General features: G+C 52.7%; 16 protein-coding genes. 7 read left to right on the top strand and 9 right to left on the bottom strand.

The features are described from left to right. Positions 1 to 11 precede the first annotated feature (11 nt). Together JUB14_RS25325 and JUB14_RS25320 are read right to left on the bottom strand one after the other, a co-directional pair. On the bottom strand, positions 12 to 437 hold the full coding sequence (locus JUB14_RS25325; protein ID WP_207509663.1) for a DUF6069 family protein: 426 nt from the start codon (positions 435 to 437) through the stop codon (positions 12 to 14). A gap of 66 nt (positions 438 to 503) precedes the next feature. Beyond that, positions 504 to 938 carry a MarR family winged helix-turn-helix transcriptional regulator gene (locus JUB14_RS25320; RefSeq protein WP_207509662.1) on the bottom strand — a complete coding sequence of 145 codons (435 nt, stop codon included), beginning with the start codon at positions 936 to 938 and terminating at the stop codon, positions 504 to 506. Between the two features lie 133 nt (positions 939 to 1,071). On the opposite strand from JUB14_RS25320, the gene JUB14_RS25315 reads away from it, so the two are divergent. Continuing rightward, complete coding sequence (locus tag JUB14_RS25315) at positions 1,072 to 2,253, top strand: serine hydrolase domain-containing protein (protein ID WP_207509661.1); 1,182 nt, start codon at positions 1,072 to 1,074, stop codon at positions 2,251 to 2,253. Between the two features lie 59 nt (positions 2,254 to 2,312). Here JUB14_RS25315 and JUB14_RS25310 read toward each other — a convergent pair whose 3' ends face one another. Genes JUB14_RS25310 through JUB14_RS25300 form a run of 3 tightly spaced genes read right to left on the bottom strand, consistent with a single transcriptional unit; the run spans position 2,313 to position 4,705 of the window. Further along, the gene (locus JUB14_RS25310) at positions 2,313 to 3,500 is read right to left on the bottom strand and encodes a DUF763 domain-containing protein (RefSeq protein ID WP_207509660.1); all 1,188 of its coding nucleotides are present in this window, start codon (positions 3,498 to 3,500) and stop codon (positions 2,313 to 2,315) included. Between the two features lie 3 nt (positions 3,501 to 3,503). After that, positions 3,504 to 4,109 carry a DNA-3-methyladenine glycosylase family protein gene (locus JUB14_RS25305; RefSeq protein WP_207509659.1) on the bottom strand — a complete coding sequence of 202 codons (606 nt, stop codon included), beginning with the start codon at positions 4,107 to 4,109 and terminating at the stop codon, positions 3,504 to 3,506. A 47-nt stretch (positions 4,110 to 4,156) separates the two neighbouring features. Further along, a complete protein-coding gene (locus tag JUB14_RS25300) occupies positions 4,157 to 4,705 on the bottom strand; it encodes a cob(I)yrinic acid a,c-diamide adenosyltransferase (RefSeq protein WP_207509658.1) in 549 nt (182 codons plus the stop codon). Positions 4,706 to 4,866: 161 nt separating this feature from the next. Between JUB14_RS25300 and JUB14_RS25295 the strand changes: the two genes are divergently transcribed. The 6 genes from JUB14_RS25295 (at position 4,867) to JUB14_RS25270 (ending at position 12,972) form a co-directional block, all read left to right on the top strand. Then, positions 4,867 to 5,382 carry a hypothetical protein gene (locus JUB14_RS25295; RefSeq protein ID WP_207509657.1) on the top strand — a complete coding sequence of 172 codons (516 nt, stop codon included), beginning with the start codon at positions 4,867 to 4,869 and terminating at the stop codon, positions 5,380 to 5,382. A gap of 5 nt (positions 5,383 to 5,387) precedes the next feature. Next, positions 5,388 to 6,626 carry an S-adenosylmethionine:tRNA ribosyltransferase-isomerase gene (locus tag JUB14_RS25290; protein ID WP_207509656.1) on the top strand — a complete coding sequence of 413 codons (1,239 nt, stop codon included), beginning with the start codon at positions 5,388 to 5,390 and terminating at the stop codon, positions 6,624 to 6,626. Between the two features lie 319 nt (positions 6,627 to 6,945). Continuing rightward, on the top strand, positions 6,946 to 9,744 hold the full coding sequence (locus JUB14_RS25285) for an outer membrane beta-barrel family protein (protein ID WP_207509655.1): 2,799 nt from the start codon (positions 6,946 to 6,948) through the stop codon (positions 9,742 to 9,744). 51 nt (positions 9,745 to 9,795) lie between these two features. Continuing rightward, complete coding sequence (locus tag JUB14_RS25280; RefSeq protein ID WP_207509654.1) at positions 9,796 to 10,521, top strand: GLPGLI family protein; 726 nt, start codon at positions 9,796 to 9,798, stop codon at positions 10,519 to 10,521. A 53-nt stretch (positions 10,522 to 10,574) separates the two neighbouring features. Then, positions 10,575 to 12,284 carry a sensor histidine kinase gene (locus JUB14_RS25275; RefSeq protein WP_207509653.1) on the top strand — a complete coding sequence of 570 codons (1,710 nt, stop codon included), beginning with the start codon at positions 10,575 to 10,577 and terminating at the stop codon, positions 12,282 to 12,284. Next, positions 12,256 to 12,972, top strand: a complete 717-nt coding sequence (locus JUB14_RS25270) for a response regulator transcription factor (protein WP_207509652.1) — start codon at positions 12,256 to 12,258, stop codon at positions 12,970 to 12,972. The genes JUB14_RS25275 and JUB14_RS25270 overlap by 29 nt, the downstream gene beginning before the upstream one ends. A 3-nt stretch (positions 12,973 to 12,975) precedes the next feature. Here the strand turns inward: JUB14_RS25270 and JUB14_RS25265 are convergent, their stop codons facing one another. The 4 genes from JUB14_RS25265 to JUB14_RS25250 all read right to left on the bottom strand — a co-directional run bounded on the left by JUB14_RS25265 (position 12,976) and on the right by JUB14_RS25250 (position 17,328). Continuing rightward, positions 12,976 to 13,716 (bottom strand): metallophosphoesterase family protein, encoded by a 741-nt coding sequence (locus JUB14_RS25265; RefSeq protein ID WP_207509651.1) that lies wholly within the window; start codon positions 13,714 to 13,716, stop codon positions 12,976 to 12,978. A gap of 2 nt (positions 13,717 to 13,718) precedes the next feature. After that, complete coding sequence (locus JUB14_RS25260; protein ID WP_207509650.1) at positions 13,719 to 14,462, bottom strand: nucleotidyltransferase; 744 nt, start codon at positions 14,460 to 14,462, stop codon at positions 13,719 to 13,721. Positions 14,463 to 14,582: 120 nt separating this feature from the next. Continuing rightward, on the bottom strand, positions 14,583 to 16,358 hold the full coding sequence (locus JUB14_RS25255; protein WP_207509649.1) for a family 43 glycosylhydrolase: 1,776 nt from the start codon (positions 16,356 to 16,358) through the stop codon (positions 14,583 to 14,585). Positions 16,359 to 16,530: 172 nt separating this feature from the next. Further along, entirely contained in the window at positions 16,531 to 17,328 is a 798-nt protein-coding gene (locus JUB14_RS25250) for a ferritin-like domain-containing protein (protein WP_207509648.1), read from the bottom strand. Positions 17,329 to 17,344: the final 16 nt, after the last annotated feature.

The following is a 17,344-nucleotide window of genomic DNA, read 5'->3' as shown; positions in this document are numbered from 1 at the left end:
CTAAGATTTAGTTATAGCACTACTTTTCCGGTAGGAGTTGTAGCCCGCCGCAGGAAATAAAGCAGCGATACCACCACTGTAACGTGCATCAGGTCCAAAGCTATACCATAGCTAACCGGTACGTTCGGGATCATCATGAACGGATTAGCAAACGACAGCAGCAACAGCACGATACTCAGGATGAGGAAATTTCGGTACCCGTTAGCCGTGAACCGGTCCAGCAGGTAGTATACCATACCGGCAAGTACCGAAGGTACCAGACTAGAAATTATGACGGGCACTACCGTCATGGGCATGTCAGGCTGTACAAATACATCGTCAGTAATGAGGCCCAGCGATCTAAAGAGCAGGAAAAGGACAGAGTTGATAGCAGCAGCGACTACGCCAGCGGATAGGCCGGTCTTGATCGCTTGTCCGAAAGAGAGTTTGGTTGTCATAGTATTTGTAAAAGTTTATGTTAAATATTCAATTGTTAAATGCGCAATTATATGGTCAAAAAAAACTTAGGTTAAATTTTGGATTGTTTTTCGCAGCACACGCATACACACCTCCAGCTCCTCGGGAGTTACCCCCTCTAGCGAGTCCTGAATGGCCTGCCGACCGCACTCAGCAGCCTCGGCTTCAATGGCCTTACCCTTTTCGGTAAGGACGATCCGAAAAGCCCGGCGGTCACTCTCGTGCGGCTGCCGCTCCACGATCCCCTCCCGCTCCAGAATATCGATTATTCGGGTCACGTTGGCCCGATCGCGGTTAGTACCTTCGGCCAGGTGCTGCTGTGAACAGCTGTCATTCTGCCACAGGTGGGTCAGTACCCTAAACTGATCGGGCGTCACTGGTATGTCCCGTTCCTTCAGGTACTTCGCCAGCCGTCGGTACACCTGCGTATACGCTATACCCAAGGTGCGTCCGTACGACTTATCATATTCGTATATTGCCATTTGTAATTGTTGAATACGCAACAAATATAAAAATTATTTTGGTTCCTCTTACTGTTCATCATTTTCATTTTTTCCAGCAAGTAGTTCCCTCTGCCTTTTTTCGTAGTTTAGCCAGAGATATCAACCCAGTGAAATGATCAGATATATTCTTTTTGCACTAGCCTTTACAGCCAGCCTCCTCGCCTGCCAGCCACAACCTCGCCAGGCCGCCCACGCAGGTACTTCACAGCCCACTACACATAGCTACTACTACCCTGGTAAAGGAGACTGGAAGCAGCGGAAGCCCGAGGAAGCAGGCATGGACGCGGCACTGTTACAAGAAGCAATAGCCTGGGCCCAGACGCAGGAGACACAGCAGATGCCCAAAGATTTTTCGACGCAGAAAGAGATATTCGGAGAACCGCTCGGTCCTCTGCCTCCCACACGGGCCAGTACCAACGGGATTATCATCAAGGATGGCTACATCGTAGCCGAGTGGAGCGACACCAAAGCCGTAGATCCTACGTACAGCGTAGCCAAGAGCTTCCTGTCCACCATTCTCGGCCTTACCATCGACCGCGGGATGATTAAAGACATCACTGATCCGGTTGCGACTTATATCAAAGACGGCGGCTACGATTCGGAGCAGAACCGCAAAATTACCTGGGAACACCACGCCCGTCAGAACAGCGAATGGGAAGGCAAGTTATGGGGGAAGAAGCATGACTTTGTGGGCAAGGAAGCCTACGGTAAAGGCGAGCGTAAACCACGCACCCTGCAGGAGCCGGGTACCTACTACGAGTACAACGATACCCGTATCAACCGCCTGGCCCTGTCGCTGCTGCGCCTGTGGCAGAAGCCCCTGCCAGAGGTACTGAAGGACGAGATCATGGACCCGATCGGTGCGTCGGATACCTGGCGCTGGGTACCCTACCGCAACTCCATCGTCGAGATCAACGGTAAACCAATGCCTTCGGTGAGCGGAGGTACCCGATGGGGCGGCGGTCTCTGGATCAACACCCGCGACGAAGCCCGCTTCGGGTACCTCTTCCTCCGCAACGGCCGCTGGAAAAACAAGCAGCTTGTATCCGATAAATGGGTACAAGAGGCTACTACCAAACGCGGTCCCGTAGGCCCGGACTATGGGTACCTGTGGTGGCTCAACACCGACGGCAAAGCCTGGCCCGACGCCCCCACTACCAGCTACGCGGCCATCGGAGCCGGTTCAAATACCATCTGGATCGATCCCGAACACGATATAGTCATAGTATGGCGCTGGCAAAACGGCGACCAGAACGGCCTGATTAAACGGGTACTGGCGGCGGTGAAGGAGTAGCTTTAATTAAAATTTGCTACCGGATAGAGTAAAGTTTCTCCGGAAGTCACGGTACTGTACTACTCCTTTTCCGGTGGCTTCGAATACCCGTGGATGGTCCGGCCACCGTGCTTCCAGGCATCCCTATTCTCTTTGCGGAGCAGGTCGTCAAAGCTGTCGCTGGGCTGAAAGTTCTTTTCGGCGGCCTGTGCCATTTTAGTCAGTTTCTTTATAGCCTCGTGCTTGTCCGTCTGGCCCAGCTTTGCTATCTCCACCGATGTTTTCAGGGTAGCGATGGTTTCGTCGTACACATGGGTAGGTACCAGAAAAGGCTTGCCGCCCTTGCTCCCGTGCGCGAAGGCAAAGCGGGCCGGGTCGGTAAAGCGCGACGGAGTACCATGAATTACCTCAATGACCAGCGTGAGCGACTGCAGCGTCCACGGCCCCAGGCTTTTCAGAAGCAGCAGGTCTTCAAAGGTAGAGGAGCCTTGCTCCTGCGCCAGCCACAGGATGCTGCCCAGCCTCTTCAGATCCACGTCGCTCTCCCGCACCTCGTGGTGCGTCGGCAGCGTCATCCGCGGGATTTCCATGAGGATCTTAGCCGGGTCTTCCCGGGTAATGGCAAGAATACCTTGCTGCGTGGGCGTGGCTTCCCGGTCCACCAGGTTCAGAATATCACCCTGATTATCACCACAAATGGCTGTATGTGGTTCCTTTACGAATGACTGAATGTGTCCTGAGTGCCAATGATAGCGACGGGCAGTGGAGCTACCGGGCTGCATTCCCTGCTGTACCACCGACCAGTCGCCCTTGTCGCTCACCACAAAGCTATGCAGGTACAGCTGGAAGCCATCCTGTACCGCCGTGTTATCCACTTTGGCACTCAGCTTACTGCACTGGGCCAGGTAGTGACCATCCAGACCGGTGCACTCGCCCACCGTCACCAGTTCAGCGGGCGTCTGCAGGGAGTGCTTGCCTTTGCCCCCGCACACGTAGAGTCCCAGCTCCCGGGCCTGTGGGTTCAACGCCTTCTTCAGGGCACCCATGACGGCCGTGGTGACGCCCGAAGAGTTCCAGTCCGTCCCGATCACAGCCCCAAAGCTCTGAAACCAGAAAGGATCGGCCAGCCGCCGGAGGAACTCCTGCTGGCCGTACTCAATCAGAATAGCCTCCACCAGGGGCAGGCTCAGGCGGGTCATTCGTTCAAACAGCCAGCTTGGGATTTGTCCTCCCATAAGGGCTAAGTCAGCGGATCCAGCACGTTGCACATCTCAGGAGCGGGATAGTTTCTTGGTATGTTCTTTCCAGGTTAATAAGTACCGTACAGCTAAAGATCTTTGTTCACCCCAATTGTTTGCGACTTCCAGCATCTGGCCCCGCAGACGTGCAGCAGCGTTCAGGCCATACAGATTCACCATAACCTGCTTTAAGTGAAAATCATCGGCGGGAAAAACATCAGGCCGCTGCAGCGTGTACAGCCGAATCATGTCAATGGTCCAGGGGCCGATGCCTTTGATGGAAGCCAGTTGGGCCACCGCCTCTTCATCGGTTAGCGCGGTCCAGTCCAGGTTTTTCTGGTGACAAAAGTCCAGGATATGCCCGAGGGTTTCGTACTTGCTGGCCGACAGCTTGATAGTTGGCAGGGCTTTCTCTTCAAACAGCGGAAAATTGTCGGGCGTGAGGGTATCCACCTCTGCCAGACGGAGCAACTTCCAGAAGGTACCCTTTGTGCTGCGGTAGTGAATCTGCTGCTCCACCACGCAGCTTACCAGATCGTGAAATACCTCTCCGGTACTCGTGACGGTGGGCTCCGGAAGGGTAGCGATGAGGGTAGCCAGTACCGGGTCGGCCTTGGCTAGTAGTTGCTGAGGCGGCATGTGGAGGGGCTACTTTATAGTTTATGGGCTAAACAGACATGATTCTTCTACACCCGTGGCTTCCACTTTACCTCCTCAGCTCCCAGCTCCTGCGTCATGATACGGCAGAGCATGAAGAGGTAGTCTGACAGGCGGTTAAGGTAGCGGATCACAATGTCCTCTACGGGCTCCTGCTCGTGCAGGTTGATAACCATCCGCTCGGCACGTCGGCACACGGTACGGGCTACGTGGCCGAACGAAACAGAGGGGTGGCCACCAGGCAGGACGAACGCCCACAGGGGGGGGAGCTGCGCATCCAAGGCATCCATTTCCCGCTCCAGGAGCTGGATGTCCTCCTCGTGCAGGTCGGGCAGGCGCTTGCGGGTCTGATCAGGCTCGGAGGCCAGATGCGACCCGATGGTGAAGAGCCGGTCCTGAACTTCCTTCAGTAAGTCACGACGCGCCTCGTTGACGGGCTGGTCGCGCAGCATACCTATATAAGCATTTAATTCATCCACGGTGCCGTAGGCTTCTATGCGTACGTGCGCTTTGCTCAGGCGGGTACCTCCAACAAGGGACGTAGTACCCTGATCGCCGGTTTTGGTATATATTTTCATAGGATTAGTAGAACAACTGACGCTGCAAGGTAAGGAATCAGAAGATATGGTTTCATACCTGACAACTTCTTCCACAGGATTAGGTTTTGGAAGCCGCTCCACCTAATTTTGCAGCAATATTATTAGTTAATGCATTTTATCTCCTTCTATTGTAAGTATACATGAAAGTAACAACATTCGGAATTAAGATCTGGCGTGCGCTTTCCGTGTTATTGGTCGTTGGCGCCCTGGTATGGACTTATTCCGTGTATCCCGAATTTGTAGCAGTAGATTTTAACGAAGCGGGTATGCCCAAAAATTATCTGGGAAAGGAAACCGTTTTCTATATTGCGATGGGGCTTATCCTGTTTAATAATGTAGTGATTATGGCCATAGCCCGTCAGATCCCTAAAATACCTTCACAGCTACTCCCCATTCCGAAGCGAAACGAATGGCGTCTGCAACGGGATGAGCTGAATGAGCACCTGACCAACTGGGTCTACTGTCTGGTGGCTGCTATCAATACCATTCTGGGTCTGAGCTTTTTCTCCCTGGCTACCGTCAACAGCAGCGACTATAAAAATGACGTATTTGACTTTGCCTGGCTATTTTACCTGGGCATAGGTATGCTGCTGATCATACTGATATCACTGCCTATACGTCTGATGCGTCCTCCCGTTCCCAAAGAAGAACTGTAAGTAGTATGAACAGTGAATGGCTGCAACGGGCCGAAGCGATCCGGCTTGAAGAGTACGAATATACTCTGCCCGACGCCTCCATAGCCCGCTATCCGCTGAGCCCACGGGATAGCTCCAGGCTACTGGTATACCGGCAGGGCGATATAGCGCATCACCATTTTTATAACCTCCCCGAGCACTTACCCGCTGACGCGCTCCTGGTATTTAATGATACCCGGGTGATACCCGCGCGGGCGTACTTTCAGAAGCCTACCGGTGCTACCATAGAGGTACTGTTGCTGCACCCCGAAGAGCCTACCCGCATCATCAACGACGCGATGCTGGTGCGTAACGAGTGTGTATGGGAATGTATGATCGGGAATAAGAAAAGGTGGAAGCCAGCAGAAACCCTCTCCACTACCCTCACCGTAGCCGGACAAGAAGTAGTACTTAAAGCGTCCTACGCTGACTACGAACCCAACCGGGTACGGCTTCAGTGGGACGCAGACCTGACATTTCTGGAGGTAGTACAGGCGCTGGGTGAAATACCCCTGCCTCCCTACCTCAAGCGCGACACTGAGGAGAGCGACAAGCAAACTTACCAGACGGTATACGCCCGGCAGGAAGGTGCCGTGGCCGCTCCGACAGCGGGTCTGCACTTTACAGACAAGGTGTTTGAGCAACTGGATGCCAAAGGCATCCGGCGCAGCTTCCTGACACTACACGTGGGCGCGGGTACCTTTCAGCCCATCAAGGCTAGTAACGTGGTGGAGCACCACATGCACGCCGAGCAGGTGGTATACACCCGTGAACTGATCGAGCAACTACTTCAACGAATAGATACCATCATCGCAGTAGGTACTACCTCTCTGCGCTCGCTGGAAAGCTTGTACTGGTACGGGGTAAAACTACTGCGTCAGGAAACGACGGAGTTCTGGGTCGAGAAGCTGTACCCTTACCCTTTCGCCCCCGCCGACCTTCCTTCGGCGCAGGAAGCCTTAATGGCCATTCTGGATTATATGGGCCAAAAGGGCTTGGCACAACTCATAGGCGAAACGGAAATATTTATTTTCCCAGGTTACCCCTTCCGGCTGTGTCGGGGCCTCATCACCAACTACCACCAGCCCGGCTCTACCCTTATCTTACTGGTAGCCGCCTTCGTGGGTGAAGACTGGAAGAAGATATACAACGAAGCCTTCACCAACGACTACCGCTTCTTAAGCTACGGCGACTCGTCGCTACTGTGGCGGAGCAGTGACCAGTGACCACTAATCAATGACCACAGCGATGGATCTCCAACGACCAATTCAAATTGGTAAAGAGTTACTGAACTCATAAGCAGAAGTAGTGGTACAGAAGTACGTTACAGAGATAAAAAACTCTGCGCTCCTCTGTGCCTCCCTCCATTCACTCTGTGGTTAAACAGCTTATTCATCATTCAGAATTCATAACTCAGAATTTGCTCCTCCTCTCCCCCATTAACCTTATTTAACATTGTTGCAAGGACTATTAACCTAGTTCCTTGGAGGGCCAGGGTACTTTTGGTGCATCGATCATTCGACACAACAAAAGCACCTGTTAGCCATGAAAACACTTTCCTATCTTTTACCCCTGCTTCTGTACTGGCTTTGTCTTCCGGCCTTGGCACAGACACCCGCCAAAATCAGCATCTGGGGAGCGGTGGTAGATTCCGCCAGCCGCCCACTCGACGGTGCTACCATCCTACTCCTCAGCGGCCAGGATTCGTCGCTGGTCTCCTTTGGTCGCTCGCAAAGCAACGGCAGATTTGAATTCAAAAACGTAGACAACAAAGCTTACCTGCTCCAGATCACCTACGTAGGTCTGCAGAAGTACACGCAGCCGCTGGACGTACAGTCGACGGCGACGCTGGACCTGGGTACCCTGCACCTGCTGCCGGTTCCGAAAGACCTGAGTGAGGTACTCATCCGGGGAGAGCGGGCGCCGGTACAGATTAAGCAGGATACTATCGAGTACAACGCCGGTTCCTTCAAAGTACAGCCCAATGCCGTGGTGGAAGACCTGCTCAAACGCCTGCCGGGCGTGGAGGTGGAGCGCGATGGTACTGTGCGGGCGCAGGGCCAGCAGGTACAGCGCGTGACGGTAGACGGCAAGGAGTTCTTTGGCCGTGACCCCAAGATAGCCACCCGCAACTTGCCCGCCGACGCCATTGATAAGGTACAGGTACTGGACCGCAAGTCGGACCAGGCACAGTTTACGGGCATTGATGACGGGCAGCGCGAGAAGACCATTAACCTCACGCTGAAGGAGGAGAAGAAAAACATGACCTTCGGCAACCTCACCGCTGGCGCCGGACCCGACAACCGCTACTCGGTCCGCGGGAACCTCAACCGCTTCTCCAAGACCAAGCAACTGTCCCTTCTGGGAATGGGAAACAACGTGAATCAGCAGGGCTTTTCGATGGATGACTACATGAACTTCACCGGCGCTGCGCAGCGAATGATGTCGGGGCAAAGGGTACTTATCCAGATCAACGGCGACGAGGAAACCGAAATACCGCTCAACTTTGGCGGACGCACCAACGGGTACCTCACCAACTGGGCCGGGGGTGTCAGTTTCAACAATCAGATTACACCCAAAACTGAGGTCAACGGCAGCTACTTCTACAACCAGCTCGGGCAGGATATTGACCAGTTGGTTAACCGCCAGACATTTCTGCCCAACCGTACTTTTACCAGTGCTCAGAACACCGACCAGCATACCGGCAACACCACCCACCGCGGCAACCTGGTACTGGACCAGAAAATAGATTCGTCCAACTCCTTCCGCTGGACCAACCGCTTCGATTACCGCCAGAACAACGCTGCCATAACTGGTGAAAGTCGAGCCTTTGCCGCCAACGGAGAGCTGGAGAATCAGGGTATCCGGACTACCTCTTCGCAGAGTGACGGCATTCGGCTCAACTCGGAGCTGCTGCTGCGCCACCGCTTCCGGAAGAAAGGCCGTAGCCTAAGCAGTACCCTTACCTTTGGCCTCGACCAGAACGACCGTAACGGTACCCTTAATGCCACCAATCGGTTCTTTGATGGAGGTAGCGCAGTACCTACCCGAATAGATACCCTGCGCCAGGTGAACGAGCAGAATAACGACCGGCAAAACTATGGCATTACCCTCTCCTACACTGAGCCTATCGCAAAACGCAAGTACCTTGAGCTGAACTATTCCTGGCAAAAGGCCCTGAACGATGTGGACCGCCGGGTATATGATATGGGTAGCGAAGGCCTCAGCCGACGCCTGAACCAGCAGCTCAGCAATCAGTTCCGTAACGATTTTACCTACCAGCGCGGGGGCGTCAACTTCCAGACCAATCAGAAGCAGTATAATGCCTCTGTAGGGATGAGTGTACAGCAGTCGTCGCTGCGGGGGGAACTGCTCCGGCAGGGGGTGGACATCAACCGCAGCTTTGTAAACATCCTGCCCAACGCCCGCCTCCAGTACAACTTTGCCGACACCCGTAACCTCAACCTGACCTACGACACCGACGTACGTGAGCCGGGCATCCAGCAGTTGTCGCCCGTGGTGGATAATACTGACCCGCTCAACATCTATGAGGGTACCCCTAGCCTGCGGCCTGAGTACAACCACCGCCTTACGCTACGGTACTTTAACTTCAACGCCCTGCAGTCCAGCAACCTGTTCGGCTTCCTGAACTTTACCTACACCGCCAACCGCATTACCGACAGTCAGCAGATCGACGAGCGGCTGGTACGTACCTTCCGTCCCGTCAATGTGCGCAATGACTACACCTTTAACGGCGACCTGTCGAAGGGTTTCCGTATCCGGTCCCTCGGTACCCGTGTAAATATGAGCACCAATCTGCTGTACAACCGCTCCATCACACCGGTTAATGGGATTGACAACCAGACGCGCCGCCTGGTGAGCCGCAGTACCCTGCGCCTGGAGTACCGCTACAAGGAGTCGTTTAACATATCGGCCAGCGCCCGCCTGACCTACAACCAGACCGCCTACTCGCTTAATACGTCGCTGAACCAGCGCTTTACTAATCAGAACTACGACGTAGAAGCCAACTGGCAACTAGGCAAGATCGCCCGTCTGAGCACCACGCTCGACTACGCGATTTATAATTTCCCCGACTCGGATTTTAGTCAGAAGGTACCAATCTGGAATGCGTCGGTGGCCCATGCGTTCCTCAAGAACAAGCGGGGTGAGCTGAAGCTATCGGCTGTGGACCTGCTCAACCGCAACGTAGTCATCAACCGCGTAGCCCAAGCCAACTTTGTGCAGGACGAGCAGATCCGGTCCCTGCAGCGGTACTTCCTGTTGAGCTTTACCTACTCGCTAGGGATCAAGCCCAGGCCTCAGATGAGAGGGTTCGGCGGATAGTCAGCTAATCTTAACTCATTGCATTCATTCACTATTTAATCTATTACATCCATGAAAAAGCGTATTTTAGGAGTATTAATGACCCTGTGCTACGGCTGGAACGCCACCGCCCAAACCAACGAAGGCATCGTCCTTTACGACCAGAAGATTAACATGCACCGCCGCCTGCCCGACGAGTCCATGAAAGCGATGATGCCGGAGTTCCATACGGACAAAATGCAACTGGCTGTGCGGGGGGTGGAGTCTTTGTACAAGAATGTGGAGGTCAATGATATCGATGAGGAAACAACTGATCAGAACGGCAACGCCATGCGGATGGTAAGGCGGGGACCGCAGAACGAAATCTATCGTAACTTTGAGGAGAAGAAGGGCGTGGAGCTGCGGGAACTGGCCGGGCAGAAGTTCCTGATCCGGGATGAGCTGAAGCAGACGCCCTGGAAGCTGACCGGCGAAACGAAGAAGATCAACGGCTATGACTGCATGCAGGCTACCTATACCCAGCCCGAGCGCAACCAGCCGGTGGTGGCCTGGTTTACGGAAGCTATTCCTGTGTCCAGTGGTCCGGCCGGGTACGGTGGCCTGCCGGGGCTGATTCTGGAAATGGACGTAAATGACGGCGAACTAGTGTATACCGCCACAAAGCTGGACTTTAAAAAACTAACCGACGCCGACCTGAAGGTACCTTCGGGAGGTAAGAAGGTTACGGAAGCCCAGTTCAATAAAATCCGCGATGACTTCATGAAGGAAAGAGGCGGTATAATACGTATTGGTGGGTAATGGGTACCTGGCCTTTACCGGATAATCCAAAAAATACAGACAGTAGGCAGCTCATGCAGCGATTGAACAGAAATATACTACCTGCCACCCTGATGGTCGCCAGTTTACTACTGCTGGCGGCCTTCCAGGCGTTCTGGCTGCGCCAGGAGTACGCTGAACAAAGAGACCTGCTGCTGAGAGAAACAAACCTGCTGTTTGCCAATACTGTACAGGCGCTGGAAGACTCCGTAATTCAGCAAAAAGTAGCAGTTTCGTTTCAAGGTCAAAAAACAGATAAGGTCGTTTGGAAGAGGGAGTCTAAACAAGGCAGCTTACAAGCCGATACACTGGTGTTCTACCAGAGCCACACCGGGCCTCGCCAGGCCGGGCCTCGCCAGGCCGGGCCTCGCCACACCGCACCGGGTCAGGACGCAGAAGGAAATCCAATACGGGACTCCGGTCAGGTATCCAATATAGAAATCCGAATCATGGGTACATCGGCCGAAGGTGATTCCCTGAAACAGATGATCAGTCGGGTACTCAGGCCGGTGCAGCGTCGAATTAATCTCCGCAAAAATGGTCCAGGTAGTAACGGTGGCGTCCCCGGCCCCCCACCGCTCCAGCATGACCGGTTTCTGGTCCATCTGGGGAATGACACCTTACCTATTAAAAATCTGGAGGTGGCCTATGCGCAACGTCTTCAGAAGGCAGGCATTGACCTGTCCTTTACCGTCATACGTACTCCTGAGGCTCGCGGCGACCAGGCTCCCAGGGTACCGCCCGCTTTGCCGACACCCGGTAGCAGGTCCCTAATTTCGAGATACTCGGCAGTCTTTACCTCGGCCCTGCGTACGTTACCGACACCTAGTAGTATGCCAATGGATTCCAGGTATTCTGCGATCTTCACCTGGCACCAGGGTTTTCTTTTCCGGAAAATTATTCCGCAGCTCCTGTTCTCGGTGTTCCTGCTGGCCATGACCGGGTTGGCTTTTGCCGTGATTCACCTGAACCTGCAGCGGCAGCAGCGGCTTATTCAGATAAAAAATGATTTTATAAGTAACGTAACCCACGAGCTCAAGACGCCCATTGCCACCGTAGGCGTAGCGCTGGAGGCTTTACAAAACTTCGGCGTAACGCAGAACCCTGAGCAGACGCGAGAGTACCTCGACATTTCCCGGAAGGAGCTGGACCGCCTGGCCATGCTGGTAGACAAGGTACTGAAGATGGCTCTCTTTGAACAGCAGGACCTGGCGCTCACGCCTGAGCAGTTGGATGCCGACGAGCTGGTCCGGCAGGTACTAAGTACAATGAAGCCGCAACTGGAAAAATACGGTGCCCGCTGTACCTACGAGCCGCAGGGCAATAATCATCTACTACTCGCAGATCGTGTACACCTGACCAACGTCCTGTACAACCTGCTCGACAATGCTCTGAAGTACAGCGAAGGTACCCCTAACATTACGGTCAAACTAGGGGCTACGGATGAATCAATCAAGCTGGAAGTAATGGATAAGGGAATAGGCATTCCGGAAGAGTACCGTCATAAAATATTTGATAAGTTCTTCCGGGTACCTTCCGGTAATATACATAACGTAAAAGGGTATGGCCTGGGCCTTAGCTACGTAGCCAGCGTGGTAAAAGCGCACGGGGGGCGTATAGATGTAGAAAGTGAGCCGGGTCAGGGCAGCCGCTTTACCCTACTCCTGCCCCGTAGCTTGAGCCGACCTAACTCTACTTTAACTACCACAAGTACTAATGACACGCATCAAACTACTGTACGTTGAGGACGAGCCTTTTCTGGGCAAGATCGTGAAGGAAAGTCTGGAAAGCCGCGACTTTGAGGTATGTATGGTGACGGATGGCGGTGAAGTAATGCCTCAGTACCTTGTCTTTGGGCCAGACCTGTGCGTACTGGACGTGATGCTACCGCAGCGCGATGGCTACGAGCTGGCGCGGGAAATCCGGAGTCTAAACCCCAGGATGCCTATCCTGTTTCTGACCGCTAAAACCCAGACAGATGATGTACTTAAAGGATTTCAGTCGGGTGGTAATGACTACATCCGGAAGCCTTTCAGTATGGAAGAATTGATTATCCGGATAAAAAATCTGTATCAGCTGGCCGGGCAGCATTCGGCCGAGCCTACCACCCCTGCTACATTAGATTGCATTCGCTTGGGACGATACACATTTTATCCACACCTATACGAGCTACATCTGGACGGGCAGGTACGCAAACTATCGCACCGGGAGACCGAACTACTCAGTATACTGGTCGAAAACCGCAACTTCAAGGTACAGCGACGTGACATCCTGATGCGGGTCTGGAGCGATGACTCCTTCTTTAATTCGCGCAATCTGGATGTGTACATCACCCGCCTCCGCGACTACTTCCGCGAAGACCCGACGGTTGAAATAGTTACTCTGAAAGGTGTAGGGTACCTGTTCAAAGGGGCTGAACAGGTACAGGCGTAGCTACTATACTTCGAATAGATAGAAAGGCGGATTATAACCAGCCTTGTTCAGAATTTGCTTAGCTACGTTGAATACCTTGGTGCCACCTCCGCTGATCTCTCCTTCAAGGGTACCCACGTGGGCATGGCCATGGAAGGCCGCTATTACATTGCGCCGACGAAGTGGTTCAGCCAGACGGGATGAACCCATAAATGGAAAAATCACTTCCGGCTCTCCCACTATCGTCTCCTTGATGGGGGAGTAATGCAGGACAGCTATTTTTTTGATATCCTCATGATCGGAGTCAAGGCGAGCCAGAGCGCGGTCCAGGTGCAGGGCTTCATCTACGGCTTCCTGTACAAAGGCTTTCATGGCTCCCTCCCCAAACATCGAGAGCATGTGATTATCAAATCCGCCGCCAAAGCCCTTTACTCCGGCAAATCCTACTCCTTTGATGACCACAGCTTCACCATCCAGCACGTGTACATTCTCACTTTGTACGATTTGACGGATGAGCTTATGTCGGTTTTTCTCGTAGTCATGGTTTCCCAGTACGGCCACTACCGGTATCTTACAATGTTTAAGTTCCTCGACCAGTACTTCGGCCTCCATTTCGTCACCGGTATCGGTCAGGTCTCCACAGAGCAGGAGCACATCGGCCTGCTCAGATACCAGTTTGAAACACTCCGCCCACTTGCCTTTATCCGTCTCCCGGACATGTATATCTCCAACTGCAGCTATTCTTACTTTCGGCGTTTCTTCCATAGTTAGGTAGTTTTGATGGTGGATACTTTATAGTCCCATTCTTTGATGTCAACCATGTACTGGGTCTGGTCTATCACAGGACCACGGCACACCTTTTCCAGGGACGATGGCAGGTCGTACTGCTCATGGGCGCGTGCCATTAACTCCTCAAAAAGCCAACGGGGAATAATCTCGTGGTAGTCGGATGGGTACACAAACTGAAAAAGCAGTATCTGAATCAGCAGCAAGTGCCAGTGGGGGTCCATACGAAAAAGGACACGCTTCCAGTCCATGTTCTTACCGTAGCGGAGTATGATATGATTGACATCGGCTCCATCGTAGCGTTCGCGGTTCTGAACGTACATCTTACACCAGATCAGCTCTTCGGGAGGTAGAAAGAGTACATCCACTCCGGCAAACTGGGCTCTGGATGCATGTTCGTACCAGCTATCATCGACAGTACATATATTATTGACGGTATCAAAGATGATGTCAATAAAGTACTCTCCATTGAATACCTTAGCCAGCCACCGTACATCGGTCAACTGGGTTTCAAAGCCCCTTTCAGAAAAATGCTTTAGGATCTTAGGATACTCGCTTGGTTTGCAGAATATATCCAGGTCTTTGGTGTCACGGTAGATGCCCGTGTAGTGAAACATGGCAAAAGCGCCTCCCAGCATGTATCGGGTACCACACTCATTCAGCATGGTCAATGCTTCGCGGTAAAAGGCTTGAGACTGTTCTCTCTGCTCTTCGGTTACAATCATATAGCGGTTGTGTCAACTGTTATTTCATCACTTTTTTACATGGTTTGTCCCATCCCCTTGCCGCACTTATCAGGTGCATGCAACTACTCATAAAATAACGTGCCATCTAGTTTTCAGCCACTACTTTTTTCCAACTACCTCGCTCACTTTAGACACACCATTTTCATTAAAAGCCTCAATGGCAAAGTAGTAGGGCACTCCCACGTTGAGCGCGCGCAGCTCCAGCCTGTTGGGCTGGTCGTCCCAGATCTGGTACGCCTGGTACAGTTTGTCCGGTCCGATTCCCCATAGGATGTTGTAGCCCACCGCACCGGGTACCCGCTCCCAGCTTATGTCAGCGTTACGCTCATCCTTCTGACGTATTACCGTGATTCCGGCGGGTGTAACCGGTACCTTACCTGCTCCTTTGCCAAATACCCTCATATCACTAATGGCCAGCTTAGGAGCTCCCACATGTACATGTTCATAGCGGATATACCGGGCCCGCACTGCCTGCGGCAATTCAACATACGCGCAGGGCCGGTCGCGGCGGGGTTCTTTGGTCAGGTCCGCAACCAGATCCCACTTTTTACCGTCACGGGAAGTATACAGCTTAAACTGTGTGTAGACCTTATTGGGATCATTATCGAAGATATCCGACTTGTAATCGGTATAGTTGATCTGGATGGCGCTTACCTCGTACTCGCTCTGCAGGTCCATGGTGAGCGTTTCACCCGGCTTGTTTTGCTTTGCTACCCAAAAGGTCCGCGGGTTTTCGTCCGTTACATGGCTAGCCTGCATAGTATCCTGCACCGACGAGGCCGTGACTGGCTTGCGGTACGAGAGCAACATCCAGCCTGTAAACAGTTCATTGCGGTCCTGCCACTTTTTGGTGGGGAGGTAGTGGGGTAAATCCCCAAACCGTGTATTGGCGTACAGCTGATCGTCCTTATCAAAACCCGCCGGGAATAGGGCTATCCGGCGCTCAAAATTCCAGTTGACGGCGATCCAGGGTGTGCCGGTATTCCAGTAGTTGCCGAAGTTGTCCTGGAAGGTATTGCCGTGGCCCGCACCCTGTACAAAGCCACCGGGCTTGTAGGAGAATGGGTTGTAAGGTGCATACTCAAAGGGACCGAGCGGGTCCTTTCCTACGTAGGTACCATTGGCGTAGACGTTGTATTCTGTTCCGGGTGCCCCGTACTGCAGGTAGTACTTGCCGTTGTGCTTGGTCATCCAGGCTCCTTCCATGAAAGGTTTGAAGGGATCTGAGTGATTAAGGCCGAAGCGTTCCCAGCCGTGCTGGTACTGGTCCAGCCAGAACATGGCCTTGTACTCCCCCTTGTAAGCCAGCCACTTGCTGTGGTCCAGCTCAGCACCGAAAATGGGGTATACATTGGATGAGCCCCAGTACATAAACCAGCGGTCGGTATCCGGATCATGAAATATGGCCGGGTCCCAGGGGCCTATGTCCTTGGGCAGCCGCGGCATCCAGCGGTTGTAGAATTCCAGCTTCCCCTCCTTAGGCGCTACCGAATACAGGATAGGCCGCGATTCAAAGGTAGACTGAAACAGGAACAGCGTGTCCCGCACTGACAGTGCCGCCGGGGCACACATATCCTCAAAAGGCCATCGATTGGGTACAATGTACTTCCAGTTGACCATATCCTTGGAGTGCCAGTACCCACCCGAAATGGTAGCGAAGAGGTAGTACTCCCCTTTATGATTAACAATGACCGGATCAGCGGCTGAGCGGTAGGAAATGCGCTCATTCAACTGCTCAAAGTTGTACTTGTAGTCAATGTCCATGGGGTTGCAGTAGGTGCGCTGTGTGGCCGACTGGCTTTGAGCCACGGTGGCTGCCCCCATACAGATCAGAAATAGCAGTAGGTACTTGAAGTAGTAGGTGGTACGTAACATAGTAATCATAAGCTGATAGGTGCACGAGTTATGTGCTATCTAAAGCAACATTACGGCTACCGCTACTAATGGACTCAGCTTTACAGTCTGGTGTTGAACTCAAGCATAGGAAAAGAGCGGACCTGCTACTGCAAGTCCGCTCTAAACACTACCTATTCCAAAACCCCACTTTCTACATTACAATGAAAGGCTTAGCAATATCCAGTACTGCTTGTTTCGATAAAGGCTCATCAAAAGCCTCCGTTACTGCCTCTTTTGACTTACTGGTAACCGTCATAACATCAAGACCAGCATGCGTAGTATTATCTTCACCTGCGTAAACAGGTGCCGGCTCTCCCTGAGCCAGGGTAATCCATGGCTCAATATTCGGGTTGTTTCTCATCATGCTCAGGATGTGACGTACTTCCGCGGCATGGCGTGCCTCTACTGAGTGAATCTGAAGCGCTACCTGCAGAATAGCATCATCGTTGATCAGATTTCCGGCTTGTCCTTTGTAAGCACGAACCCCAAGATCTTCAAATGCATGCGCCAGGAACACAAAATCAGCGTAATTATTAAATGGATCAAGTCCCATTACGTTGAAGTTGAAGTTCGGCTTGTTCTGATTAGGGGTCAGGCCCAGCGCATTTTCCAGCAGCTTCACGTGAGCTACCTCATGCTTTCTGATCTGATCAAACACATCCATTGTTTCCGCCGGTATAAGTCCGGCTTTATTTACACCCATGGTATAAAACTCAGCCTCAAGGTACTCGAGCGTAAGTGCAAATTGCAATACTTCAACCGCCATTGCTGATTGAGCAGTAGCTTTATTGAACATAGAGGCTACGGCCACCGGAGCAGCAGCCAATGCCGCCTTTTTACTTAAACTTCCGAGGTTGCTGATAAAGCTACGTCTTGAAGCGTGTTCCAGCCGGTCAATAGCTTCACCGTCAATTTGCTGGAGATCATCTATTATTTTGAATAAGTTCATAGTCTTCTAGGATGTT

It is taken from the genome of Telluribacter humicola, from assembly GCF_017355935.1.
GTDB lineage: Bacteria > Bacteroidota > Bacteroidia > Cytophagales > Spirosomataceae > Telluribacter > Telluribacter humicola.
Note: the sequence above shows the minus strand (reverse complement) of the source record. Positions and strands in the feature narration are given on the sequence as shown.